The following is a 24338-nucleotide window of genomic DNA, read 5'->3' as shown; positions in this document are numbered from 1 at the left end:
TCTTTAATTATCAAGCTACCTAGGATCAGTTTCCTGATAATAACCTGTTTAAATACAAAACGGTAGCGTAATAATCACTTACTACGCTACCGTTACAGTAATTGTGTAAAATATATTAATTAATTTACATTAACAATACAATTCAAACACTTACTTAGTGGTTCATTTGAGCTTTGATCAAATCACCAATAGTCTTAGGACCATTGTCTGAAGTTGCTGTAGCTGTCTTGTTCAAGTTAGCTACTGCTTCTTTTTCTTCAGCTTCGTCTTTCGCTTTGATAGACAAGTTGATAGAACGTGATTTGCGGTCTACGTTGATGATTTTAGCTTCAACTTCTTGACCAACTTCAAGGAACTTAGTTGCATCTTCAACGCGGTCGCGGTTGATTTCAGATGCTTTAAGAGTCGCTTCAACTTCGTCAGCTAACTTAACAGTAGCGCCTTTAGCGTCAACTGCAGTTACAGTACCTTTAACAAGCGCACCGCGTTCGTTAGCAGCTAAGAAATCGTTGAACGGATCGCTGTTCATTTGTTTGATGCCAAGGCTGATACGGTTGCCTTCAGCGTCTACTGAAAGGATAACCGCTTCAACTGTGTCACCTTTCTTGTAACGACGGATAGCTTCTTCGCCTTGTTCGTTCCAAGAAATGTCAGACAAGTGAACTAGACCATCGATACCGCCTGGTAAACCGATGAAGATACCGAAGTCAGTGATTGACTTGATAGTACCTGAAACTTTTTCACCTTTGTCGTGTTCTTTAGCAAACTCTTCCCATGGGTTAGCACGAGTTTGTTTGATACCAAGAGAAATACGACGACGCTCTTCATCTACTTCAAGAACCATAACGTCAACTTCGTCACCGATCTGAACAACTTTAGATGGGTGGATGTTTTTGTTAGTATGGTCCATTTCTGAAACGTGTACTAAGCCTTCAACGCCTTCAGCAATTTCAGCGAAGCAACCGTAGTCAGTTAAGTTAGTTACACGAGCTTTAACGATAGAACCTTTAGGGTAACGGTTCATGATCGCTAACCATGGATCTTCGCCTAATTGTTTAAGGCCTAAAGATACGCGGTTACGTTCGCGGTCGAATTTAAGTACTTTAACAGTAACTTCTTGACCAACTTCAACAACTTCTGAAGGATGCTTGATACGTTTCCAAGCCATGTCAGTGATGTGAAGAAGACCATCAATACCACCAAGGTCAACGAACGCGCCGTAGTCAGTAAGATTTTTGATAGTACCAGTAACTGTTTGACCTTCTTCAAGCTGAGCAAGAAGAGCTTCACGGTCAGCTGAAGATTCAGCTTCCATAACAGCACGACGAGATACAACAACATTGTTACGTTTAGCATCAAGTTTGATTACTTTAAATTCTAACTCTTTACCTTCTAAGTGAGTAGTATCACGAATAGGACGAGTATCAACTAAAGAACCTGGAAGGAACGCACGAACTGGACCGATGTCAACAGTGAAACCGCCTTTAACCTTACCAGAGATAACACCAGTAACGATTTCGCCGTCTTCAAAGATTTTTTCAAGTTTAGTCCAAGTTTCAGCACGTTTAGCTTTTTCACGTGATAAAACTGTTTGACCCATACCGTTGTCAAGAGCTTCAACAACTACGTCAACAGTGTCGCCAACTTGAACTTCAAGTTCACGTTGTTCATTTAAGAATTCAGCGCGGTCAACAATACCTTCTGATTTAAGGCCAGTGTCAACTGTTACCCAGTCAGAGTCGATATTTACTACAACGCCTTGGATGACAGCACCCTTTTCAACGTTGAGGTTTAATTCGCTTTCTTCAAAGAGGGCTGCAAAAGATTCGGTCATGATATACCTAGTAAAGTCAGCGGTCTTGGATCAGACAAGGCCGGTTTAATTAAGCGTCTACATAGTCCGTATAAGACTGATCAAGCTATGCTTCTGCTGAAAATTCTTTAGTTTGCTAATTGCTGATCGATGTAATTCGTCATCAGCGTGAATACTTCATCAATACTCAAAGTTGAACTATCAATAAAATAAGCATCTGGCGCAGGCTTGAGTGGAGCGACTGTGCGTTCCATATCTCGCTTATCACGCGCTTCGATATTAGCTAAAATGTCGTTTATTTTAACATCCACGCCCATAGCCTGCAACTGATTTACACGGCGCTCTGCACGGGACTGAGCAGAAGCCGTTAAATAAATCTTGGCTTGAGCATTGGGAAAAATCGTAGTTGCCATGTCACGGCCATCTGCAACCAAACCAGGTGCTTGGGCAAAGGCATGCTGACGTTCTAAAAGCGCAGTTCTAAGTGCAGGAATTGCAGCAACTTTTGAGGCAAACTCTCCGACTCTCTCAGTACGGATAACTTTTGAGACATCTTCACCATCTAAAAGCACCGAAACACCTGCTTCATTTGTCACAAATTGTATGTCTAAATTTGTTGCAATTTTTACGCATTCATCGAGCTTTGAGTCTAATGCATCAATTAAGTCTTGCTTATGCAATGACAATCCCAACAGACGATATAACGCACCTGAGTCGAGTAAGTGGAACTGATAATGTGCCGCAATTTTTGCTGCCAATGTTCCTTTACCTGAGCCACTTGGGCCATCAATTGTAATGATTTGAACTGTCATTGCTCTTCCACTTTTGTTTATACGGTTTTTGCAAGTTTTGAAAAACCAATTTTAATCGCTGACTTCAGTTGCGCAAGGATTAATTGACTAACGAATGGCGCACGCGCCTGTAATTCAATCGTATAAGTGACTAAAGTACGCGCAGCATCGATCGCTTCGAATTGAATCACACCCAAATGATGTTTCACCAGTGGGTTTTTAATAATCTTATATTCAATGCGTTGGTTTGGCTCAAGCAAGGTAATTTGCTCTTGTAACGGCTTCACTGGCCCAAAGCCCATACGACGTACAGAACCCACACCATCAGGACGTTCAGGATCTGCAGAATCTTTGACGCGCACCACTTGAATCGGTGCAAAAGCCACGTTATAGGTCGAATGTTTTGAAAGTAAGTCAAAAACTTGCTCGACCGGTGCATTAAATTCTTTTTTTACTTGAATGGATTTCATGGTGTACCCTATTTTATTTGACAATATTAATTGTCAGTAGAGTTTACTTGATTTTTTAAATTAAGTTCAGTCAAAGTGGCTTTTTCCTGTAACTTCATCAGTCGTTTTTGTTCACGACGCATTTTAAAAAAATCACTTAATTGTTGGGAGCATTGCTCTTGTAGGCAACCATGCTCAAACTCAAAGATATGGTTATAGTAGCCTGAATTTAATAATTGACGCGAACTGACCAAAGAACCTGCTTTAGGCTCAGTCGTCGCAAATACCACACGTTTAATTCTCGAATGTACCAAAGCACCCACACACATTGTGCATGGCTCCAATGTTACATATAAGGTTGCATCATCGGGTAAACGGTAATTATCGATATTTAAACAAGCTTGACGCAAAGCTTGTACTTCCGCATGTGCGGTGGGATCTTTCAGAGAAATCGGCGCATTAAACCCTGCACCTATGACTTGATTTTGACTCACAATGACTGCGCCTACAGGAATTTCTTGCAATTCTGCAGCTTGTGCAGCCTGCTCGAAAGCCAGCTGCATCCAGTGTTCATCACTATATAAGTTTGGTTCAGACATCAATTAATTAAATTACACCATACTGTCTTAACAGCGCATTCCAACTGTCAATATTGGTTACAGGAGGCTCATCAGCCAGAATTCCTTTGAGGGAAAGATCTGTACCTTTTTTCCATTCTGGAGACAGGTCTTTATCGACTAGGCGGGCGCGCACACCTTCCACAAAGTCCGCATGACGAATTTTCCACTCTGAAATTTGAGTTTCTAGTTCAAACACTTCATTCCAAGAATGCACTTTTTTCCCCCACTGCCACAATAACCATGTTAATGCTGCGGTTGCAGGTGAACCTTTTTGCAGATTTTCACTGGCTTGGCGTAGCCAATCACTGCGTGCATCGCTTAAACCAATAATTGATTCATAGTCATGTTCAAAATTGTGCCCACGGCACACACTCTGAATCACATCTAATGAATTTTGTAATGGGCCCGGCCCCACAGGACGATGCATACTATTTAAAGTGTCATCAATGGCACGGAAATCGCCCGCTGGATAATGATCCCAATCAATATTGATGACAGTTTCAAGTACGTTATCACGCTGTGCATCGCAAATGTGGGTTGCCCAGCCGATACCATAAGCACCTGCTGCGGTCATAATCGAGCCTGTTAATCCCGTAAACAAACCAATAGCACCACGGTCAGCTAGGAAACGCGTCGCACCTACATCTGGATACAAACCGATATTAATTTCAGGCATTGCTAAACGCGAATAAGGTGTCACCAAACGGAAAGGTGCGGCCATAAATAGACCTAAACCACCACCCATGACATAACCTTCGCCCCAAACCAAAATCGGCTTTGCATAGTTATGCAGCAGCAAATCTAGGGCATATTCTTGTTCAAAGAATTTATTCGCCGTTTCAACTTCATCATTGACCACCAATTGTCGCAATTTGCGTACATCGCCACCTGCACAAAATGCTTTTGGCGTAGTGGAATCCAACCAAATCGCTTTAACAGCATCATCATGTTGAAAGTCCTGAAAGACTTCAAGCAATGCTGTACAGATAGATTCATCTAATGCATGAAGCGATTTTGGGCGATTCAGGCGAACAATGCGCCAGCCCTTTTTCGCTTCTTCCACAATCAGATCTGGGTGATAATTTTTTGAAACGGGAGAATAAGTCATGCGTCCAGCTGCCAGTCTATTGGCTCAATGCCATTTTGTTTAAGATAATTATTACTTTTTGAGAACACCTTACAACCAAAAAAACCACCGCGGTTTGCAGCCAAAGGAGATGGATGCGCGGCTTTTAGCACCAAGTGCTTATTTTGGTCAATGCGTTGTCCCTTACGCTGTGCATATGCCCCCCATAAAATAAAGACAATATGCTCACGTTGCTCATTTAAAACATCAATCACATGGTCTGTAAAATCCTCCCAGCCACGTTTTTGATGTGAAGTTGGTTGCCCAGCCTCAACAGTCAGTACCGCATTTAAAAGCAAAACACCTTGTTCTGCCCAGCGTGTTAAGTCCCCATGTTTTGACACAGGCACCCCAAGGTCGGTATTTAACTCATGGAAAATATTACGTAAAGAAGGTGGTAATGCAACCCCCTTTTGTACCGAAAAACTCAAGCCATGTGCCTGATTTGGCCCATGATACGGGTCTTGGCCTAAAATCACCACCTTTACATTCGCCATAGGCGTCGTGTTTAAGGCATTAAAAATCAGCGGATTCGGTGGATAAATCACTTTATCCTGTTTCATTTGTTGTAGCAGAAAGTCTTTTAACTCATCCATGCGGGGGCTAAGCAAAAACTCACTTAGGCCATATTTCCAGCTAGCATCAAGCTGCACTTTAGCGAGTTTTGCTTGTTGCTCTTCTGTTAAAGACATCACTGTTAACCAATCCTAATAAAACCAAATACTTACTTAAATTTTAACTTGTAAATCAACTGCAGGGTTTAAAAATTTTTGACCCTGTTTTAATTTTTCATACATCTGGGAATCGTTCCATTCCGACTGAACCTGTTCGGAAAAGACGATTTGATCTAACTGCAACAGCCCCATTTGTGCGTTGTCGATATCTTCTAAAAAGCTTTGCGCATAGCCTGTGTCCGTCTCATGTACGATCACAGAATACACTTCAACATCACCCTCACCATTTTGAGTTTCTGTTGATTTTAGAACTTGTTGTGCCAAGTAAAAGAAGATCCGTGAAAATTGTTCCGCTGAGGGCGATACGGGTAGTTCGACCCAACGTGCACTGAACTGTTTGCAGGCACGAATGTACTCAGCATCATCGTGTTGCCAAAAACAAATCGCGTGATCAAAACTGTCAAATAAGTCTTTAATTACCCCTTTGAGCAAACCGAAATCGTAAACCATTTGTCCATGGTCAAGTTTCGACGCTTTAAGTAATAGTTCGACTTTATAACTGTGTCCATGAATGGAACGTTTGCAACGGTCTGACGTGCAATTACGCACGATATGCGCGTTTTCAAACTTAAATAACTTACGAATTAACATGTGTCGTAATGCAATCAAATAATCTATGGGTTCTCAGAGATTATAATGCAAAAGTCTAACAAGAGGCATTAATTTTGCTGTTCAGCACAATTGGGAAAAGGCATCATGAAAATTTAGCGATATTTAAGACCTAAAATGGTGCCATACTGCGAAAAGCCACATATACATCTTTATCTTTTCGCACTAACTCACTGGTAAATTGACGCTTTCTTTCATTTAAAATAATTTCAATTTGCGCTTTAAAATAGTTCGACTGCACACCCAATTGTGAGTTTAAAACTTCTCGATTTTCTGTGCTCACCTGTGCAAATGGCTCCATTGCCCATAAATCATTGATATTTTCAAAATGTTCAAATTTGGCAGCTTTTTGTTGCAAAGCTTGTTCGACTGCATTGACATCTAAACGATCATCCATGGTTGCCAACAAAAATGCAGGAGCGGTATTAATGTTTACCGTTGTTTCATGCGAGGGCAAGCTACTCACATAGGGTGCAATCAGTTTATATTGAGCACCTTCAAAACCACGGACTGATTTCAACTCTTCCACACTATGAAATTTTGCATTTGGCGGTAGTGCCGCATTATTTAAACCACGATAGTACGCCAGTTCAGCTCCCATCGGGCCAGAGGTCTCATCATCTTCATCTTGCCAATCGATCACAGCTTGACTTAATTCTGCGGGTAAACCAACACGCTGCAATATTTTTTCAAACCATAACTTTGCTTTGTCATTTACCACACCCTCCTCTGAAACCAAACTATTGAGGTTAAATTTGCCAGATTCATCTTGGAGCACACCTGCAACAGTTCCACCTTCCACTGGAAAAGCAGGCATGGGCTGAGCCCAATTTTCTTGTAAATGATCCACCTGCCCTGCATTTTCAGCATCATTTACCAGAAGTTCGGCAAAAAATGCTTCGGCACTTTTCGCATATAACATCGATTGATTTTGGCGCATCACGTAGGCGGTATTTTCAGAAGTATTGGCTTGTTGTTTTGCGATGCCTGCTGCAACAATGGTTGCCAAAGCCACCATCATCAGGATGGTTAATAAAGCAATGCCGCGTTGCTGTTTCATAAGCAACTCCGAACTTCAAATGACCCCACAACCTGACCGTTAACCATTCTTATTTTTATCCAATAAAAAATCAGTATTTAACAAACTGAATAGCCATTCATAGTCTGTCCCATCGACTGTGAGTTGCATCCTAATGCCGCGTGGTAACAGTTGTATGGTTTTTTCATTATTCATATCTGCAGCTGAATCTGGCCAACTGTCCAACTCATTTGGATTGAGTACCGTGATTTTATATTGTTCAATATTATCCAGTAAAACACTCGAATCTGGCTGATCATGCCCCGTTTGGTTGAGATTTTTAAATTTTAGCCGATACAATTTTTTTTCATCAGCTTTGTATTGATATTCCACTCGCTCGTCAGGTGCAATACCCTGATTTAATGGGTCAGTGACACCAGTCTTACTGAAATTAAATCGGCCATTTTGCAACACCAGCGCTGGTTGAATGTCTCCATTAATATTGGCAGTTAAAGGCACAGCTTGTACTGTGTCTCTGAGAATTTGCTGATGGGCATCTTGCAACTGACTCAGCCTTGCCTCATGGGTTGCGTTTCGTTCCTTCACTTTCGAGACATAATCAAAGACCTTCCAGCCCAAAGCAGACAGCACTGCAAAAATGGCAATCGCAACCAAAAGCTCAACTAAGGTAAATCCTGCTTGATTCTTCATTCCTTGCTGCACAAGCACAGGCATATCTTGAGATGTACGTTTTTTTCTAGTTATTATTTTCATCCAATGGAGCCTTATAGTTAAAGAACACCAAACTGCTAATCCCTGCTTCCACATCGCCTGTTTCAGCATTCATCAAACTCACTTGGATATCAATCCGTTGTACATTTGGACTAATGGTGGCTTGGGCTTTTTTGTCAATTTGCCATTGTTCGCCTTGTTCAGTGACTTGTTTTGATGCAGTACCTGTCATCCATTCACGATTGATTTCCATCTTAGCGATTTCATTCAGCGCAACGAATTGTGCTTTATTTCTTAAAATTGCGTGTGCTGTCGACTGTGTATATTGCATCGCAACATTAGACAAAGCCATTGCCGCCGTCGCAAAAATCGCCAATGCCACCATGACTTCAAGTAGCGTAAACCCTTTAGCCCGCATTAACTTTCCCTAAATGATCAATTTCGATTTCATTACCAATGGCACGTTCTTCAAAATAAAACTGTATACGCACAGGCTTTACCTCGCCGTTACCCAACCATATCAACTTGGGTGCATTGGTATTTAACAAATCATCATTATTAGCATTTTCATACTGCTGATCTAAAGGCTGAATCGTAAAAGAGACATTTTCAGGTAATACTCGGGTTTCAAAATCTTTATAGTTTTGCCATTTATTGTTCTGATTTAAAATACTATTTTCTACACGTTTTTGTTCTGGTAAATATTCTTGTACCGCATAGCTTTGCGTGTTGACATCCGTTCCAGCTTTTTGCTGTAAGGCCAATATTAAAGCTTGATCATTTGCATCACGTAATATTCGTTTCAGATCCATTACAAACACTTCGCGTGCTTGCATGGCTTTGCGTTGATCTGTCCCACCGATATTCAAAAGCACCAATGAGGCCATGATGCCCATAATCACAATCACCACCATCAATTCAACGAGGGTGAAGCCACGAACCGATGATGGTGATGCTATTTTCATAAACAGCCTTTAAGCGAATTGAGCAACCGCATGCACTTGTTTTGGTAAGGCCAAGGCTTGATCAATATAAGCAACCCGCAAGGTGTCTCTTGAACCCAAATAACGCTGATAAAAACTAGAGTTCAAAATTGCTGCGGCGCCATGTGTAAGTGACCAAATTGAAGCAAGATAATCACGTACTGGCATGCTACTTTGAATCGACTCCAAATAACGCTCAGTCATACGGATAATCAATCTTAGACGCTGTTTGCGCACTTGATATAGTTCACTAAACAAGTGCTGAATACCCACACCCGTTGTCGATAAACGCTCTTCAATTTGGTGAAACAACACTGTACGTTCTGGGTGATGTAAGTGATGCAACATAAAGAAAGCAAGGTGTTCAGGAAAAGCTTTGTCGGTGTCTTTAATCATTTCCAATAACATGCGTTCATTACGAATAATGAGCAACATATATAGTTCATCTTTACTTTGGAAGTGTTTATATAACGTCCCTTTTGCCAAGTCGAGTTCTGCCGCTAGCGCATCTAGTGTCATCCCTGCTTCGCCATTTTCCAATAGCAGTTGCTCTGCCACTTGGAAAATTAATGCTTCTCTTGCTCTAAACTGAGCTTGACGATCCATCTTCACCCTATACTCTCTTACTCTTATATCAATTCAAATTATTTACTTAAGATCGAGGAGATTTTCAAAGTTTTGCATTGTAATGAAAGCCATCTCTTCAATTGACTTATCATATACATCACTTAAGGCTTTGGCTACATAAGGAACGTATTTTGGTTCATTAGACTTTCCTCTATAGGGCATCGGTGCAAGGTATGGACTATCAGTTTCAATCAGCACTCGATCCAATGGTACTTGCTTGGCCACATCACGCAAATCTTGTGCATTTTTAAAAGAAACAATGCCTGAAAATGACACGTAATATCCACAATCTAAGACAGCTTTTGCCGTTTCCCAATCTTCAGTAAAACAATGCAAAATACCGTGAGTAGATTTCTCTGCACGAATAATATCCACCGTATCATGCTTTGCAGAACGGGTATGTACAACCACCGGTTTTTTTACGGCTTGCGATGCGTGAATATGACGGGCAAAGCATTCTTTTTGCTCTGCAATAAAGTCTGTACTATGAAAATAGTCCAGCCCTGTTTCACCAATCGCCCAAACCTTTTCAGCTTGTGCTAATTCAATGAGATATTCTTCTGTTGCCCGAGCCATCGTTGCAGGATCTTCACATGGGTGTACCCCAACGGAATAACCTACATCGGCATGACGTGCAGCAATTTTTGAAAGTTCGATATGGTCATCTAGATCAACCGAGATACTCATAAATTTTGAGACCCCGGCTTGACGAGCCTGATCCAATGCAAGATCTAAATTACCCTCATAAGGGCTTAGGTCGAGCATGGTTAAATGGCAATGGGTATCTACAAACACAATATGTACCTACAAGTCTTCACAGTTGTAACTACATAGTGTAACTTCTACGCCCCTCAGATTTAAGCCCTGCAAGTAAACGTTCTGCTTCTGTTTTAAAATAAACGCCTTTTTCGCCGCTTAATTGAATCCCAAAGCCTTGTGGTTTAATACCATTTTGCTTTTGCGAAATCCAAATTACTTTTCCTGTCAAAGGAATTTTTATACTTTGTTCAGGCAAAGTCGCCAATAAGAAAACCTCATCACCCATTTTCACAGCTTGCTTTGATGGTACAAATAAACCGCCACCAACGACATAAGGCATGTAGCTCGCAAAAAGTGTTTCCACATCTGGAATATTAGCGTGAACGATCCCGCCCATACGTGGTTGCATGATGTTTCCCCTTAATTAAACATTCATCAGTTTGATGCAAAGCTCATCTACGACCAGATTCCCCTGTACGTTCTGCTCGATGAACCGCTTAGACTGCTGTAATTCTGTATAAATCCCAAAGAGTGTTTCGAGCGAATATTGCTCTGCCAACACCCCAAAATCCAAATCTATATTTTTTATGGATTGATTTAGCTTGACACAAATTATATCGGACAACAAGTATTCAAACATTTGACTAAAATCACTAAAACTCAGTGCTTTATTCCACTTGCTCGCAATTGCCATCGGCATGTTTTTTTGTGTCACAAGTTTTTGCCAATCTTGTAGAAACTCTTGGCGCATATTTAGCCATTCACTACTTGCCAATGAAATCGCTTGTAATGGCATTTGACTGGCTAAGTTCATGAGAACTTTGCGCTGGGTTTCACCACTATCAGGCAAATGCTGCTGTAAATATTGCTGTGATTGTTCGGGTTCAATACGATCCAATGCATAGTGCTGCATTCGACTACGAATGGTTGCCGGCAATTTCAAATAATGCTCTGCCAACAACATAATCACAATGCGTTCGCCAGGCTCTTCCAGTGTTTTCAGCAACGCATTCGATGACGCAATGTTTAATGCTTCAGCGGGCTCAATCAACACAACTCGCCAACCATCTACGGTTTGCTGTACAAAGGGCAATAAATCACGAATTTTTTCGATTTTAATTTTGGCATTTTGCTTTTTATTGTCTTCATCTGTACTAATGTGGACAAAATTTGGATGTGTATCTGACTTTAACCACTGGCAACTCCCACACTCACCACATGGCTCAGTCCGCTCATCACGTTTTTGACACAGCACCCATGCAAGAAATTGTTTTGCAAATGCCTCTTTACCACAGCCTTTTTTGCCATACAAAAGCACGCCATGTCCCAGTTGTGGAAAACGGCTGGTTAATGTATTCCATGTATTTTGCTGCCAAGGGTACACTTGCGCCACAATGTCATTTTGCATAAATCGTTTAACCTTATTCGAAGCTTGAAACATCCATTTGGTTCAAACGATCAAGGTCAGCTTGAGTGTCTACACCCGGTGGAAGGTTCGCTTCTGCCACAGCAATGGCAATACGGTGACCATTTTCCAAAACGCGTAATTGTTCAAGGCTTTCTAATTTTTCTAGCACACCCATATCCCAAGTGACATATTCTTGAAGGAGTTTTACGCGGTATGCATAAAGTCCTAAATGACGATAAGCTTGATCATGCAAGGTTTGTTCTACTTGCTTTGCACCATCACGGTCATAAGGAATAGTCGCACGACTGAAATACAGCGCTTGATTGTGCTTTGACATCACCACTTTGACGATACTGTCACGTTGAAACTCATCCAGACTATGAATCGGCTCACAGAGTGTCGACATTGAACATGTCGGCTGATCAACGAGTAATTGTGCAACTTGTTTTACCAATTGAGCGGGAAGCAAAGGTTCATCGCCCTGCACATTGACAATAATGTCATCACTTGCCCAACCTTTGATACACGCAACTTCACTTAAACGATCTGTCCCAGATGGATGCTCTGTAGAGGTCAATACCACATCAACCCCTTCCGCACGACACACTGCGGCAATACGTTCATCATCTGTAGCAACACAAAGATCATCGAATCCTGCAACTTTTTTGGCTTGATCGACCACACGTAAAATCATCGGACGGCCATGAATTTCAAGCAATGGCTTACCTGGTAAACGTGAACTTAAAAAACGTGCAGGAATAACAATATGTTTCATAAATTAAATGCCTTCGGGAAGTTTCAGACCCAGTTGTTTCAACTGCGCATGCAAAGTTTCATAACACGCAGGTGATAACACTGCATCTACAGGAACAACCCATATTTCTCTTTTAAAATCTGGATTATTTTTGAGGATCGCTAAAATTTTAACTGCATCTTTTTCAGTGGTAATGATGGGATTGGCATCTTCAAACTGCAAATCACTCAGCTCATATTCATAATGATCTGGGAATTCATGACATTGAAATTGATGAATCCCTATATTTTCTAAGGTTTTATAAAATCGTTGCGGAAATCCGATACCCACCACAGCATAGAAATCTTTGTTTGCATCAAATGTCGTCACAAGATCTTTATTGAGCAAATAAGGCTGCGCCGCTTCTAGGTGCATATTCAGTGGGGAACTTGGATCTGCTGAATGTTCAATGACCGTCCCAGTATCAAGGCGCTTTTTCGGTTCACGCAAATAACCTTCGGGTAATAATTTTTCATTGCCTAAACCACGATTATTATCCAGTACGATCCACTCCAACTGACGTTGAAGCGCCCAATGCTGTAAACCATCATCGCAGATAATCAAATCCAATTCATGCTTGGATAGTAGCAGCTCAATACTTTGCTGGCGATTTGGACCGACCGCCATTGGCACACCTGTAGACTGAACAATTAAGCTCGGTTCATCACCCACGATTTCAGCCGTCGAGTCTAAATCCACATAGGCCGGAAATGGTCCTTGACCACCATAGCCACGACTGATCACACCAACACGCAGCTTTAAGCTATTCAAATAACTGACCAAATGAATGAGCAATGGGGTTTTACCACTTCCACCTACTGTGATGTTTCCAATGACCATGACTGGAATAGGCGCTTTATAGCTTTGCTTAATACCTGATTGATAGAGTTTTTTATTAAGTAAAAATCCACCACGATAAAGCCATGACAAAGGTCTAAACACAATGAGCCACTTTGCCTGTTCATTCCAAGCATCCTGAATCAATTGTGCAAAATACATGACTTAATTTTCCTCAAAATTACGCTGATGAAGTTGGTAATATGCACCACGTTGTGCCATCAATTCCGTATGCGAACCTTGTTCAATGATACGCCCTTTATCCATCACCACAATACAGTCTGCATTTTCAATGGTCGATAAACGATGCGCAATCACGATCGTGGTACGATCTTGCATCGCAGCGTCAAATGCTTGCTGAATGAAAAATTCAGACTCGTTATCTAGCGCACTGGTCGCTTCATCTAAAATTAAAATCGGTGCATTTTTCAAAATCGCACGCGCAATCGCAATACGTTGACGTTGACCACCAGACAGGTTTAAACCTTGCGCACCCAATGGAGTGTCATAACCTTGCGGTAAATCCATAATAAAATCATGTGCAAATGCAGCTTTAGCAGCAGCAATGACTTGTTCATCTGTTGCATGCTCGAGTTGACCATAAGCAATATTTTCACGCACAGTACGGTTAAACAAAACCACTTGCTGATTCACCATCGAAATCTGAGTACGCAAGCTATTGAGTTCTATGTCGTGAATATCATGCTGATCAAGCAACAATTGGCCTGAGGATACCTCTTGGTAACGCACCAACAGATTGACCAGTGAGGTTTTACCTGCACCTGAACGCCCAACCAATGCAACAGTTTGCCCTGCATTCACTTTTAAATTGAAGTCATGAATCGCATGGTGACCATCGGCATAGATCAAATTAACATTTTTAAATTCGACATCACCTTTCAAAGCAGGCTTCAGCGTGCCGTTATTCACCTCTTCTGGCATATCGAGCAATTCAAAAACTGAATAAGCTGCCGCCATGCCTCGTTGCAGTTTTTCATTGACATCCGTTAAGGTTTTAATCGGCTTACTCAACATACCTGCGGCAGTGATATAGGCAACAAACTCACCTGCTGATGTATCTTGTAAAATCTCAGGGCGTAGCGCGATATACATCACGATACTGAGCGCGATCGACATAATCAGCTGAACAATTGGGCTATTGAGTTGTTGCACCACAACCATTTTTAAGCCGCGGCGTAAGTTCTCCATTGAGCTTTCATAAAAACGTTTTTGTTCATAATCTTGCCCTGCAAAGCCCTTAACCACTAGGTTGCCTTGCACTGTCTCTTGCACCACATGGTTAACGTCACCCATGGTACTTTGCACTTGCATGGATAATTTACGCATGCGCTTGGATGCTTTACGGATAATCAGACCAATAATTGGGCCAAAAATCAAAATACATAGAGTTAAACGCCAGTTGGTATAGAGCAAATAACCCAATAATGCGATGGTAATCAGACCCTGTTGTACAATCGTTTTCAGTGACTCAGATGATGCTGCCGTCAACTGTTCAACGTTATACATAATTTTTGCAGTGATATGACCGCTCGAATTATCTAAATAATATTGCGAAGGCAAACGCATGAGTTTTGCGAACACTTGCTGACGAATATTAAAGATTAAGTTTCGAGAAATCACTGCGGTAAAATATCCCCCCATGAACAAACCGAGTCCACGGAAGAACATCAATAAAACCACCAAGAGTGGAAATAAGGTTGTAAAGCTTTGATCTTTGTTTTGAATGGCTTCAATAATGCGTTCCAATAATTTTGCGACAGAAACTTCTGTCGCAGCATTAATACCGAAACCAAGCAAAACCAGCAGGCCGATTCCCCAAAAAGGTTTTAAATAACTTAATAGGCGTAAATAGACCTTAAAATCGTGCTTCACTAATAACCTCGAGTTGGAACTTTGGTACTGATGTTGATATTCACAAATCCAAGTTGACCTGCAACATCCATCACCCGAATCACATCTTGATGTGTTGCTTTTGCATCTGCGGCAATCACAAACATTAAATCACGACGATCATTGGCTGTCTGTTTAATTGCAGTATTCAAATCAGAGACTTCTTTACTCGCCAATGACTGACCATTGACAGAATAATGTCCTGTTGAATCCACCACAACTTCAATTTTTTGATCATAGTTTTTAGGTGGAACACCTTGTGCATCTGGCAAAGTCAGGTTCATTCGACTCATCTGGTTAAAGGTAGTCGAGAGCAACAAGAACACCAAAATGAACATCAAACAGTCAATCATCGGTGTGAGGTTGATATGAATATCTTCAACCTGACGACGTTTAAATTTCATGCGCAGTCTCCACTCAGCTGGCTTTCTGAATGTCCTGACTTTCTACTTCAGGTGTTTTTTTATAAAACAAAGCGGCATGAAATAACGTCGACTGCTGTTCTAACTCAGCCACATATTCCTGAACCAAACGTTGGAAATAGCGATGTGCAAATAATGCAGGTACAGCAATTAACATACCGGCAGCAGTGGTAATCAAGGCTTTAGAAATACCCGGCATCATCAACACTGGATCACTATTGGTGCCTATATCAATCATTAAGAATGCTTCAATAATACCGATCACCGTACCCAACAAACCTAGTAAAGGTGCAACAGCGCTTAAAGTGCCCAAAAAGTTGATATTTTTTTCTAAATAACCAATTTCTTGTGACGCTGTGACTTCCATTTGCGCACGTGCATATTGCTCGTTTTGATCTTTACTGGTGTAACCAGCATCCAAGACACGACCCAATGTACTTTGTTGTAAAGTTGAACTTTGCTTTAGCTGCTGCACCACATCTTTCACCGATGTGTTTACATTCATCATCAAGTCTTTTGGTAACACCATTGATTTCTTTAAACGAATAAAGCGCTCAATGGTAATGGCTACCGTAAAGATCGAACAAATGACGAGCGGGATCATTAACCACCCGCCCGCTTTGACTAATTCCCACATTTGATTTTCCCCAATAAATCGAATTTAAAAATTATTCAGCTAGACAAATATTTAAAATGCCATCTAGCTCTTCAAGAGTATGGTAGCTAATCACCAGCTTGCCTTTCCCTTGTTTATTATGATCAATTTTCACGTCTGCCCTGAAACGATCAGAGAGACGTTGTGTCAGTTGTTGAATGTCTGATGAAACAATTGGTTTAGCTTTTTGTTGTTTTGGTGCATTCAAATCACGAACAAATTGTTCGGTTTGACGTACAGACATACTTTTTTCAATCACCATTTCAGCAACTTTAAGCTGATCTTTGGCTTTTAACGTCAAGATCGCACGTGCATGCCCCATATCGAGCAAACCTTGCTGCATAAAGTCTTTGACTTGATCCGCTAAAGACAAGAGGCGTAGCAAGTTACTAATCGTGGTACGTGCTTTACCGACCGTGTCAGCAATCTCTTGATGACTTAAACCAAATTCGTCATGGAAGCGTTGCAAAGCCATGGCTTGATCGATTGGGTTCAAATCTTGACGTTGAATGTTTTCAATCAATGCCAATGCAATTGCCACTTGATCACTCAAGTCACGAACAATGGCAGGAACTTCGGTTAAACCTGCAAGCTGAGCCGCACGCCAACGACGCTCACCAGCAATAATTTCGTAGGGATGCTTTTCATCTTCGACAGGACGAATGACGATTGGCTGCATGACACCATGCTTTTCAATCGATGCAGCAAGTTCTTGTAAATCTTGTTCTTTAATGAAACGACGCGGTTGATACTCGCCGCGTTTCAATAAATGCACATCAATTTGTTTTAACTGTCCATGATCTAAAGCTTTTGCTTCGAGCTGTAGTTTTTCTTTTTGGATTGAGCCGAGTAAGGCATCCAGACCACGACCTTTAGCCAGTCCGCGTTTTTTTACGGTCATGCTTTAGTTCCTTTTTTTACTTTGGTTTTTTTTAACATCTCAGCTGCCAAGTTCAAATAAGCAACTGCACCCTTCGAGCTTTTTTCAAAATAAATCACTGGCAAACCGTGCGCAGGCGCTTCAGCCAAACGAATATTACGCGGAATAACCGTGTCATAAAGTTTCTGACCGAAGTATTGTTCAAGCTCAGCAGACACATCACGTGTTAAGGCATTACGCGCATCGTACATGGTACGAAGCACACCCACGATCTCTAGATCTGGGTTTAAAGCTTGCTGAATACGGTCAATGGTTTGGGTTAGGTCAGCCAAACCTTCTAGGGCATAATATTCACACTGCATTGGAATAAGCACAGCACGTACCGCTGCAAGTGCATTGACAGTGATCAAACTTAAACTTGGTGCACAATCGACAATAATATAGTCGAAGTCTTTTTCGACGCTTGCCAATGCTTCACGTAAAATAAACTCACGACCGTCTTGATCTGCAATTGCAAGCTCAACGCCAGCTAAGTCACGGTTTGCACCTAAAACTTTATAGCCCACTTCCGCTTTATAAATAGCGGTTTCAATTGGCACTTCACCAAGTAAGACATCCGTGACTGAATACAACAAATCATTTTTTTGAATGCCCGAACCCATCGTGGCATTGCCTTGTGAATCCATGTCCACAAGTAAAACTCGTTTTTTTAATATGGCTAAAGATGCAGCCAAGTTCACAGCCGTTGTGGTTTTACCTACGCCACCCTTTTGGTTTGCAATCGCAATAATTTGAGCCATGGTAACCCCAGTCCTTTGAAAATTTTAAATACGTTTAAGAAAAATTAAATGACGCTGCTCATCAAGTCGTGGAACTTTTAATGCAACGATATCAATCTTGAAATCACTTTTTAGTGTTTCAACTTCTTCTTCAGGAATTAAGCCTTTCATCGACGCGATAATACTTTGCGCATGCATATACGGTTTAGACGCATCCACAAAATCCGTTAACGATGCAAAAGCACGACTGGTGATCACATCAAACTGCCCCAGTTCATTAATGCTGTCTTCATTTTCGACACGTGTTTGTACCGCAATGACATTTTTTAGTTTTAAGTCAGCAATAAATTGTTTTAAGAATCGAATTTTTTTACCGTTGGCATCTAAAAGCACACATTCACGTTCAGGCTGACACAGTGCAATGATCATGCCCGGCATGCCACCACCCGTACCGATATCCAATAAACGACCTGCAGGCAAATCATTTAGGATACTTAAGCTATCCAATAAATGCTTAACCAACATTTCTTTAGGATCACGAATAGCGGTCAAGTTATACGCTTTGTTCCACAGCACTAGGGCATCTTGGTATTTCAGCAATAGATTTAATGCTTCTTCACTCAAATCTAAGCCAAGCTTTTGACTACCTTGCTTTAAGTCTTGAAAAAAAGGATGCATAAAGAAGACATCTCAATAAAAATTAACTGAAGTATACCGATTTCTAAGCCGTGGAACAGTAGCTAACGCTTAGCGAATATGCACTTAATCGTACATGCCTTGGCGAATCTGTAGATCTAGATCACTTAAACGCTCAGGTGTGCCAACATCAACCCACGCAGTTTGCATTTTCTCTGCAGAAATTTTTCCATCCAACATGGCTTGTTTCAATAAAGGTGCGAGCGGACGCTTACCCGCTTCCAATCCATTAAACATGTTTGGATGTATAACTGCGATTCCGCTATAGGTGAGTGCTTCGCCTGCATGTTCTTGCTCAAAGGTATAACTACGCCCAGCATCCAAGATAAAATCACCCTTTGGATGTTGCGCTGGGTTGGTCACATAGACCAAGTGTGCCAAGTCATCTTTTAGCTCAACATTGAGCAAGGCCGAAAAATCGTAGGTCGTCCAGACGTCACCATTGACTAAAATAAACGGTTCTGTCCCAAGCAAAGGTAAAGCATTAATAATGCCACCGGCTGTTTCCAGACCTTCCGCTTCACGTGTCCAACGAATATCTACACCAAACTGCGAACCATCACCCAAAGTACCAATCAGGATATCTGCAAGCCATGCAGAATTGATGATGATTTCAGTTACGCCAATTTTTTTTAACTTTTCTATATGCCAAACAATCAGTGGTTTTCCACCCACTTCAAGCAAAGGCTTTGGCTTATACAATGTTAAAGGGCGCATCCGATTTCCGAGACCCGCCGCTAAAATCATGGCTTTCATTATGCAACAACCTCATAAGTGCCGTATTTGGCTTCAAATTTCGGCAATACTTTAGCCTGAATAAATTGCATAAAAGGTTGTAATTCTGCATACGGTTTACTTTCTTCAAGTAAATACCACATCACACGCGGCAAATCTTTGAGATAACCCGATTTACCATCACGCTCAAATAAGCGCACAAAAATACCTAAAATTTTGATATGACGTTGAATCGCCATCAGGTCAGCGTCTTGTTTGAATTGCTCAAAGTTACGACCTTCTTTAGCCGATGCAGGTAGCAAATCATAGAACGTTTTAAACCATGCATAAACGCGATCTGCATTCCACTGCACATAGGCATCACGTGTGATTGAGATCAAATCATAAGTATCTGCACCAATCACAGCATCTTGGAAGTCAATCACACCCTGATCTTGCTCACCATCAAGTACCATCAAATTACGGCTATGAAAATCACGATGCACAATCACTTGAGGCTGAGCCAATGCAGCATTGGCTAAGATAGCAAAGGTACGTTTAATGAGTGCCGATTCTTCTTCAGTAGGCTGCACTTGTAGAGATAGCAATAACCAATCGGTTAGCAGCTCCATTTCAGAAATCAGCTTTTCATAGGTATATGCAGGAAAATGAGCAGTACCATCAATTGACTGTAATTGAATCAACTGTTTAAAACTTTGAGCATAATGTGCGTCTACGGTTTGATCATTCAACAACGTGGACAATAAAACATCACCAAAATCCTCTAACAATAAGAAGCCTTGATCAAGGTCTTTGGCCACGATATGTGGTACACGCACGCCATGTGCATCAAAAAATTCATCAATCGACACAAAAGGACCACAATCTTCTTTTTCTGGTGGTGCATCCATGAGCATAAATGTTTTATTATTCAATTTGATTCGTGCATAACGACGGAAGCTTGCATCGCCTGCTAAGAAGTTAATTTCAAATTGATCTGAATCGAGTACAGATGAAATCCATGTTTGTATCAATTGTTCACGTTGTGTATTCATTTGCGATAAATTCTAATACAGGCTGAGTTTTTAAAGTGCTAAGTGTAGCTACTTATCAACTTTTTCTCTATGATGCGACAATAATTAATTGCGATTAAGCATACCTGGTTAATGAGACAAATGAAGCATCAGTTTAAATTTAATCCTTTAGCGACTGCGATCTTAACCCTTCTATGTGGTAGCTCGTTACCAAGCTATGCAGCACCTGTTTCAAACCCGTCCACGGATGACGATACAGAACAACTCAAACAAAGCATTTCAGAAGCTTATCCGGGGCAGCAGTTCTTCGAACAATATTATGTCGATAAATCTGCACCTGAAGCACAGATTCGCAACACCAATCAATTAAGTTCTGCGTTTTGTACAGGCACCTGGATTACCCCAGTTGCTCCAACAACGAAAGCAGTCGCACCTGAAGATGCAACCTCTACCATTACCGCAGACTATGGTCATTTTGACCCGAATGGCGACTCCATTCTTGAAGGTAATGTTCTGATTGACCAAGAAGGTCGTCAAATTCGTGCCGATCAAATCAAAATTGATAAAACCCAAACCTACGCCAATGCTTCTGGCCGCGTACAAATGGCACAGTCTGGGCTGATTTCTCAAAGTGATTCGATTGATTACAATTTAAAAACCCAACAGGGTGATTTAAATAACAGTTTCTTTATTGCTGAACAGCAGCATGCACACGGTCGCGCTGAAAAAATTTCGCGCACTTCAACAGAAACCCTAGAATTAGAAAATGCGGTTTATACCACTTGTCCACCCGATGAAAAACCAACGTGGAAAATTCAAGCAGACAAAATTAAGCTGAATCAAGAAACTGGCCGCGGTGAAACCAAAGGTACAACATTATATGTAAAAAACGTACCTGTGATGGCTGTGCCCTACTTCAACTTCCCGATTGATGACCGCCGTACCACAGGTATTTTGACCCCAAGCTTTGGTTTTACCAATGATGGCGGTATTGAACTTGCAGTACCAGTTTACCTAAACCTTGCGCCAAACTATGATGCTACAGTAACACCACGTTATATTGCAGACCGTGGCGCAATGATGGAAGGTGAATTCCGTTATTTGACCAAAAACTTTGGTTCAGGGATGGTGTGGGGGGGTTATTTACCATCCGACCAAAAGTATGATGATCAGGATCGTAAAGACTTACATTTCCTACATAACTGGAAAATTAACGATCAATTCACGACAAATTTAGAATACAATTATGCATCTGATAAAGACTATTTCTCAGATCTCAATAATAATCCAAACTCAAAAACTGACCTGAACTTACGCCGTGCATGGGAACTCAATTATAAAAATGGTATCCCTGGCCTAAAAGCACAGCTTAAAGTGGAAGACTTCCAAACACTGGATAAAACTGTCAGTGATGAAGACCGTCCATATGCGCGCTTGCCACAATTCCTACTGAACTACAAGACTGGTAATCCGCTCGGCTTACAGTACGAATTTAACAATGATACGGCTTACTTCAAAAAGAACTTACGTAGCAACGATATTCCAAGCAGCACTGTCGATTCGCCAATGTATGAGCCAAGCGGCGCGCGTATTTATAACGACTTTAGTGTACGTTATAACTATCGTACCCCATGGTCATTTGTGATTCCTGAAGCAACGATTCGTAACGTCAACACCATTTACGATCAAGACACCGTTAATGCACAAAACATTAGTTCATCAAATGAAAGTAAATCGGTCGTTGTACCGCAATTCACTTTAGATGCGGGTCTTGTGATGGAGCGCGAAGGTCGTTATCTACAAACCTTAACGCCTCGCTTCTTCTATGCGTATTCTCCATACAAAAACCAAGACACTAACCCGAACTTTGACTCAACCACAGCGTCAATTAACTATGACCAATTATTTAGCCCGCGTCGCTTCTACGGTAATGACCGTTTAGAAGACAACAACTTCGCATCTCTAGGTTTAAGCTATAGTTTATTTGATGATGTAGGTCTTGAGCGTTTAAAAGCTAGCGTTGGTCAAAGTTTCTATTTTGAAGACCGCCGCGTCACGCTAAACAACGTCTCTGATAAATTTGATACCGAACGCCATACTGGCCCTGTCGTGAGCATTTCTAGCCAACTATCTGACAGCATCAGTGTCAATGCCAATTCTGCATGGATGGCGAATGGTGATAATGCTCAGCGCGATATTCAAATGTATTACACAGGAAATAAAGGCAATTTATACAATGTCGGTTATTTCTATCGTAAAGACATTCCGAACCGCCAAGACAGCTATGACCAAGCAGTAGCATCGTTTATTCAACCTATACACAATAACTGGCGTATTATCGGTCATGCACAATATGACCTCGACAACAGTATTGCGCGTGAATATTTACTTGGTGTGAACTACGAGTCATGCTGCTGGGGTGTTTCAGTTTATGGTCGTTCGTACTATAACGATTTAGATGATGTAACATCTTCAGATGTTAAACCAAAACGTGCCATTATGGCGGAGTTCACCCTAAAAGGTTTAGGTGGCTTCAACAATAAATTAACCTCTTTGCTTGAAAACCGAGTGTTGGGTTTTAACAATATTAATCAATCTTGGACAGAACGTTAATGAAGACAAAACAGTTAAAACAAATTTTTAAAGCGTCAGCTTTGGCACTTTGCCTATCGACTTCTGTATCTGTATTTGCTGCTGCGCAACCTAAAGATGAAATTGTAGCTGTCGTTGACAATAGCGTGATTCTACGTAGTGATCTTGATCAAAGCATTGCCGAAATTACTCACCAACTTCAAGCAAAAAAACAAACCATCCCACCGACCGAATACTTGCAGCAACAAGCTTTAGAACAGCTGATTACGCGCCAAGCACAGCTTGAACAAGTGAAACGCTATAACGTCAAAGCGGATGAAAAATCACTCAATGAAGCCGTACTTAAAGTTGCAAAAGACGCAGGCTCTCCAAGCTTAGAAGCGTTTCAGCAAAAATTAGATGCTGTTGCGCCAAATACCTATGCAGGTTTACGTGCACGCATCGCTGAAGACATCGCTTTACAACGCCTACGCCAACAGTTGGTCACTTCTCGCATTCAAATCAGTGACCAAGATGTGAAAAACTTCTTAAGTTCACCACAAGGTCAAGCTGCGCTAGGTAATCAAGTCCACGTCTTACATGTACGCGTTGCTAGCAGTGATAATGCCGTTAAAATCGCTGAAGACATTCGTAAAGAACTGGCAGCAAGTAACGATGTTAAAGCGATTACCAACAAATACAGCACCAAAGACATTAAAGTTGACGGTGCAGATATGGGCTTCCGCAACTTATCTGATATTCCAGATGAACTTGCTGCACGTGTAGCACCTTTGCAAGTCGGTCAAACCACTGAACTGATTTCAGTACGTGATGGCGTTCATGTTTTAAAATTGGTTGACCGTAAAGGTGGCGAACAAAAAGCCATTGTTCCACAATACCAAACTCGCCATATCTTGATTCAACCTTCTGAAGTGGTGAGTCCTGAAAACGCAAAACAAATGATAGACAGCTTGTATAACCGCCTGCAAAAAGGTGAAGATTTTGCTGTCTTGGCTTCAACATTCTCGAATGACACCGGTTCTGCTGCCAATGGTGGTAGTTTAGGTTGGGTTAGCCCAGGTGTTATGGTTCCAGAATTTGAAGCGATGATGAAATCAACAGCGAAAGGTGAAATCAGCAAACCTTTCCAATCTCAGTTTGGTTGGCACATCCTGCAAGTAACAGATACACGTCAACAAGACATGACACATGAAGTACAAGAACGTATGGCACGTCAGATTTTAGGTGAGCGTCAATTTGACACTGAACTGGACAGCTGGTTACGTGAAATACGCAACAATGCCTATGTTGAAATTAAAGACCCTGCTCTAGATCGTAAAAAGAAATAAGTGAATAAACAAAAAACCAGCTTCGGCT

The 24338-nt window shown here is 41.3% G+C and carries 27 protein-coding genes; 2 read left to right on the top strand and 25 right to left on the bottom strand.

What is annotated here, in order from left to right:
• Positions 1-154: 154 nt before the first annotated feature.
• From rpsA to FTT88_RS02515, 25 genes are all read right to left on the bottom strand, one after another.
• Complete coding sequence (gene rpsA / locus FTT88_RS02635) at positions 155-1834, bottom strand: 30S ribosomal protein S1 (RefSeq protein ID WP_078188933.1); 1680 nt, start codon at positions 1832-1834, stop codon at positions 155-157.
• A 107-nt stretch (positions 1835-1941) separates the two neighbouring features.
• Complete coding sequence (gene cmk, locus FTT88_RS02630; protein WP_168378902.1) at positions 1942-2625, bottom strand: (d)CMP kinase; 684 nt, start codon at positions 2623-2625, stop codon at positions 1942-1944.
• 17 nt (positions 2626-2642) lie between these two features.
• The gene (locus tag FTT88_RS02625; protein WP_078188937.1) at positions 2643-3074 is read right to left on the bottom strand and encodes an SRPBCC family protein; all 432 of its coding nucleotides are present in this window, start codon (positions 3072-3074) and stop codon (positions 2643-2645) included.
• Positions 3075-3100: 26 nt separating this feature from the next.
• Positions 3101-3652 (bottom strand): tRNA adenosine(34) deaminase TadA, encoded by a 552-nt coding sequence (gene tadA / locus FTT88_RS02620; protein ID WP_078188939.1) that lies wholly within the window; start codon positions 3650-3652, stop codon positions 3101-3103.
• Positions 3653-3659: 7 nt separating this feature from the next.
• Positions 3660-4781 carry an enoyl-CoA hydratase/isomerase family protein gene (locus FTT88_RS02615; RefSeq protein WP_180003065.1) on the bottom strand — a complete coding sequence of 374 codons (1122 nt, stop codon included), beginning with the start codon at positions 4779-4781 and terminating at the stop codon, positions 3660-3662.
• Complete coding sequence (gene ung, locus FTT88_RS02610; RefSeq protein WP_168378900.1) at positions 4778-5491, bottom strand: uracil-DNA glycosylase; 714 nt, start codon at positions 5489-5491, stop codon at positions 4778-4780. Before ung ends, FTT88_RS02615 begins: the two co-directional genes overlap by 4 nt.
• Positions 5492-5527: 36 nt before the next feature.
• A complete protein-coding gene (locus tag FTT88_RS02605; RefSeq protein WP_168378899.1) occupies positions 5528-6124 on the bottom strand; it encodes a 6-carboxytetrahydropterin synthase in 597 nt (198 codons plus the stop codon).
• A 130-nt stretch (positions 6125-6254) separates the two neighbouring features.
• Positions 6255-7202, bottom strand: coding sequence for a type II secretion system minor pseudopilin GspK (gspK, locus tag FTT88_RS02600; RefSeq protein ID WP_078193662.1), 948 nt, complete (start codon positions 7200-7202; stop codon positions 6255-6257).
• Between the two features lie 39 nt (positions 7203-7241).
• The gene (gene gspJ / locus FTT88_RS02595; protein WP_180003180.1) at positions 7242-7871 is read right to left on the bottom strand and encodes a type II secretion system minor pseudopilin GspJ; all 630 of its coding nucleotides are present in this window, start codon (positions 7869-7871) and stop codon (positions 7242-7244) included.
• Positions 7872-7917: 46 nt separating this feature from the next.
• Positions 7918-8310 carry a type II secretion system minor pseudopilin GspI gene (gspI, locus tag FTT88_RS02590; RefSeq protein ID WP_078188947.1) on the bottom strand — a complete coding sequence of 131 codons (393 nt, stop codon included), beginning with the start codon at positions 8308-8310 and terminating at the stop codon, positions 7918-7920.
• Entirely contained in the window at positions 8300-8857 is a 558-nt protein-coding gene (locus FTT88_RS02585; protein ID WP_180003068.1) for a type II secretion system protein, read from the bottom strand. The genes gspI and FTT88_RS02585 overlap by 11 nt, the downstream gene beginning before the upstream one ends.
• 9 nt (positions 8858-8866) lie before the next feature.
• Positions 8867-9481: a TetR/AcrR family transcriptional regulator gene (locus tag FTT88_RS02580; RefSeq protein WP_168378896.1), complete on the bottom strand. Its 615-nt coding sequence runs from the start codon at positions 9479-9481 to the stop codon at positions 8867-8869.
• Positions 9482-9523: 42 nt separating this feature from the next.
• Positions 9524-10297, bottom strand: a complete 774-nt coding sequence (locus FTT88_RS02575) for a TatD family hydrolase (protein WP_180003070.1) — start codon at positions 10295-10297, stop codon at positions 9524-9526.
• A gap of 31 nt (positions 10298-10328) precedes the next feature.
• Positions 10329-10670 carry a PilZ domain-containing protein gene (locus FTT88_RS02570; RefSeq protein ID WP_111885061.1) on the bottom strand — a complete coding sequence of 114 codons (342 nt, stop codon included), beginning with the start codon at positions 10668-10670 and terminating at the stop codon, positions 10329-10331.
• Positions 10671-10685: 15 nt separating this feature from the next.
• Positions 10686-11669, bottom strand: coding sequence for a DNA polymerase III subunit delta' (locus tag FTT88_RS02565; protein ID WP_180003072.1), 984 nt, complete (start codon positions 11667-11669; stop codon positions 10686-10688).
• A gap of 13 nt (positions 11670-11682) precedes the next feature.
• Positions 11683-12444: a 3-deoxy-manno-octulosonate cytidylyltransferase gene (gene kdsB, locus FTT88_RS02560; protein WP_180003074.1), complete on the bottom strand. Its 762-nt coding sequence runs from the start codon at positions 12442-12444 to the stop codon at positions 11683-11685.
• 3 nt (positions 12445-12447) lie between these two features.
• Positions 12448-13461: a tetraacyldisaccharide 4'-kinase gene (gene lpxK, locus FTT88_RS02555; protein WP_180003076.1), complete on the bottom strand. Its 1014-nt coding sequence runs from the start codon at positions 13459-13461 to the stop codon at positions 12448-12450.
• A 3-nt stretch (positions 13462-13464) separates the two neighbouring features.
• Positions 13465-15192, bottom strand: a complete 1728-nt coding sequence (msbA, locus tag FTT88_RS02550) for a lipid A export permease/ATP-binding protein MsbA (protein ID WP_180003078.1) — start codon at positions 15190-15192, stop codon at positions 13465-13467.
• Entirely contained in the window at positions 15192-15614 is a 423-nt protein-coding gene (locus FTT88_RS02545; protein WP_078193671.1) for a biopolymer transporter ExbD, read from the bottom strand. The genes msbA and FTT88_RS02545 overlap by 1 nt, the downstream gene beginning before the upstream one ends.
• Before the next feature lie 13 nt (positions 15615-15627).
• On the bottom strand, positions 15628-16269 hold the full coding sequence (locus tag FTT88_RS02540) for a MotA/TolQ/ExbB proton channel family protein (RefSeq protein ID WP_180003080.1): 642 nt from the start codon (positions 16267-16269) through the stop codon (positions 15628-15630).
• Positions 16270-16300: 31 nt separating this feature from the next.
• Positions 16301-17188, bottom strand: a complete 888-nt coding sequence (locus FTT88_RS02535) for a ParB/RepB/Spo0J family partition protein (RefSeq protein ID WP_180003081.1) — start codon at positions 17186-17188, stop codon at positions 16301-16303.
• A complete protein-coding gene (locus tag FTT88_RS02530) occupies positions 17185-17967 on the bottom strand; it encodes a ParA family protein (RefSeq protein ID WP_078188958.1) in 783 nt (260 codons plus the stop codon). The genes FTT88_RS02535 and FTT88_RS02530 overlap by 4 nt, the downstream gene beginning before the upstream one ends.
• Before the next feature lie 24 nt (positions 17968-17991).
• Positions 17992-18624, bottom strand: coding sequence for a 16S rRNA (guanine(527)-N(7))-methyltransferase RsmG (rsmG, locus tag FTT88_RS02525; RefSeq protein ID WP_180003083.1), 633 nt, complete (start codon positions 18622-18624; stop codon positions 17992-17994).
• 84 nt (positions 18625-18708) lie between these two features.
• Complete coding sequence (gene murU / locus FTT88_RS02520) at positions 18709-19398, bottom strand: N-acetylmuramate alpha-1-phosphate uridylyltransferase MurU (protein WP_180003085.1); 690 nt, start codon at positions 19396-19398, stop codon at positions 18709-18711.
• Positions 19398-20411, bottom strand: a complete 1014-nt coding sequence (locus FTT88_RS02515) for an aminoglycoside phosphotransferase family protein (protein WP_180003087.1) — start codon at positions 20409-20411, stop codon at positions 19398-19400. The genes murU and FTT88_RS02515 overlap by 1 nt, the downstream gene beginning before the upstream one ends.
• A gap of 120 nt (positions 20412-20531) precedes the next feature.
• On the opposite strand from FTT88_RS02515, the gene FTT88_RS02510 reads away from it, so the two are divergent.
• The gene (locus FTT88_RS02510; protein WP_180003089.1) at positions 20532-23003 is read left to right on the top strand and encodes an LPS-assembly protein LptD; all 2472 of its coding nucleotides are present in this window, start codon (positions 20532-20534) and stop codon (positions 23001-23003) included.
• Positions 23003-24310, top strand: a complete 1308-nt coding sequence (locus FTT88_RS02505; protein WP_180003091.1) for a peptidylprolyl isomerase — start codon at positions 23003-23005, stop codon at positions 24308-24310. The genes FTT88_RS02510 and FTT88_RS02505 overlap by 1 nt, the downstream gene beginning before the upstream one ends.
• The last annotated feature ends 28 nt before the right edge of the window (positions 24311-24338 follow it).

The sequence above is a fragment of the Acinetobacter sp. YH01024 genome, assembly GCF_013420195.1.
Taxonomy (GTDB): domain Bacteria; phylum Pseudomonadota; class Gammaproteobacteria; order Pseudomonadales; family Moraxellaceae; genus Acinetobacter; species Acinetobacter amyesii.
The sequence above is the reverse complement of the archived record's forward strand: the minus strand, read 5'-3'. Positions and strand labels throughout refer to the sequence as shown.

Bases quoted from the DNA above. Each gene is read 5' to 3' on its own strand.
- FTT88_RS02625 (WP_078188937.1), bottom strand. From the start codon at position 3,074: ATGAAATCCATTCAAGTAAAAAAAGAATTTAATGCACCGGTCGAGCAA.
- FTT88_RS02585 (WP_180003068.1), bottom strand. From the start codon at position 8,857: ATGAAAATAGCATCACCATCATCGGTTCGTGGCTTCACCCTCGTTGAA.
- FTT88_RS02540 (WP_180003080.1), bottom strand. From the start codon at position 16,269: ATGTGGGAATTAGTCAAAGCGGGCGGGTGGTTAATGATCCCGCTCGTC.
- FTT88_RS02570 (WP_111885061.1), bottom strand. From the start codon at position 10,670: ATGCAACCACGTATGGGCGGGATCGTTCACGCTAATATTCCAGATGTG.
- gspK (WP_078193662.1), bottom strand. From the start codon at position 7,202: ATGAAACAGCAACGCGGCATTGCTTTATTAACCATCCTGATGATGGTG.
- lpxK (WP_180003076.1), bottom strand. From the start codon at position 13,461: ATGTATTTTGCACAATTGATTCAGGATGCTTGGAATGAACAGGCAAAG.
- rsmG (WP_180003083.1), bottom strand. From the start codon at position 18,624: ATGCATCCTTTTTTTCAAGACTTAAAGCAAGGTAGTCAAAAGCTTGGC.
- FTT88_RS02545 (WP_078193671.1), bottom strand. From the start codon at position 15,614: ATGAAATTTAAACGTCGTCAGGTTGAAGATATTCATATCAACCTCACA.
- cmk (WP_168378902.1), bottom strand. From the start codon at position 2,625: ATGACAGTTCAAATCATTACAATTGATGGCCCAAGTGGCTCAGGTAAA.
- FTT88_RS02515 (WP_180003087.1), bottom strand. From the start codon at position 20,411: ATGAATACACAACGTGAACAATTGATACAAACATGGATTTCATCTGTA.
- tadA (WP_078188939.1), bottom strand. From the start codon at position 3,652: ATGTCTGAACCAAACTTATATAGTGATGAACACTGGATGCAGCTGGCT.
- FTT88_RS02510 (WP_180003089.1), top strand. From the start codon at position 20,532: ATGAAGCATCAGTTTAAATTTAATCCTTTAGCGACTGCGATCTTAACC.
- gspI (WP_078188947.1), bottom strand. From the start codon at position 8,310: ATGCGGGCTAAAGGGTTTACGCTACTTGAAGTCATGGTGGCATTGGCG.
- FTT88_RS02505 (WP_180003091.1), top strand. From the start codon at position 23,003: ATGAAGACAAAACAGTTAAAACAAATTTTTAAAGCGTCAGCTTTGGCA.
- FTT88_RS02605 (WP_168378899.1), bottom strand. From the start codon at position 6,124: ATGTTAATTCGTAAGTTATTTAAGTTTGAAAACGCGCATATCGTGCGT.
- FTT88_RS02530 (WP_078188958.1), bottom strand. From the start codon at position 17,967: ATGGCTCAAATTATTGCGATTGCAAACCAAAAGGGTGGCGTAGGTAAA.
- FTT88_RS02565 (WP_180003072.1), bottom strand. From the start codon at position 11,669: ATGCAAAATGACATTGTGGCGCAAGTGTACCCTTGGCAGCAAAATACA.
- ung (WP_168378900.1), bottom strand. From the start codon at position 5,491: ATGTCTTTAACAGAAGAGCAACAAGCAAAACTCGCTAAAGTGCAGCTT.
- murU (WP_180003085.1), bottom strand. From the start codon at position 19,398: ATGAAAGCCATGATTTTAGCGGCGGGTCTCGGAAATCGGATGCGCCCT.
- FTT88_RS02615 (WP_180003065.1), bottom strand. From the start codon at position 4,781: ATGACTTATTCTCCCGTTTCAAAAAATTATCACCCAGATCTGATTGTG.
- gspJ (WP_180003180.1), bottom strand. From the start codon at position 7,871: ATGAAGAATCAAGCAGGATTTACCTTAGTTGAGCTTTTGGTTGCGATT.
- FTT88_RS02535 (WP_180003081.1), bottom strand. From the start codon at position 17,188: ATGACCGTAAAAAAACGCGGACTGGCTAAAGGTCGTGGTCTGGATGCC.
- FTT88_RS02580 (WP_168378896.1), bottom strand. From the start codon at position 9,481: ATGGATCGTCAAGCTCAGTTTAGAGCAAGAGAAGCATTAATTTTCCAA.
- rpsA (WP_078188933.1), bottom strand. From the start codon at position 1,834: ATGACCGAATCTTTTGCAGCCCTCTTTGAAGAAAGCGAATTAAACCTC.
- kdsB (WP_180003074.1), bottom strand. From the start codon at position 12,444: ATGAAACATATTGTTATTCCTGCACGTTTTTTAAGTTCACGTTTACCA.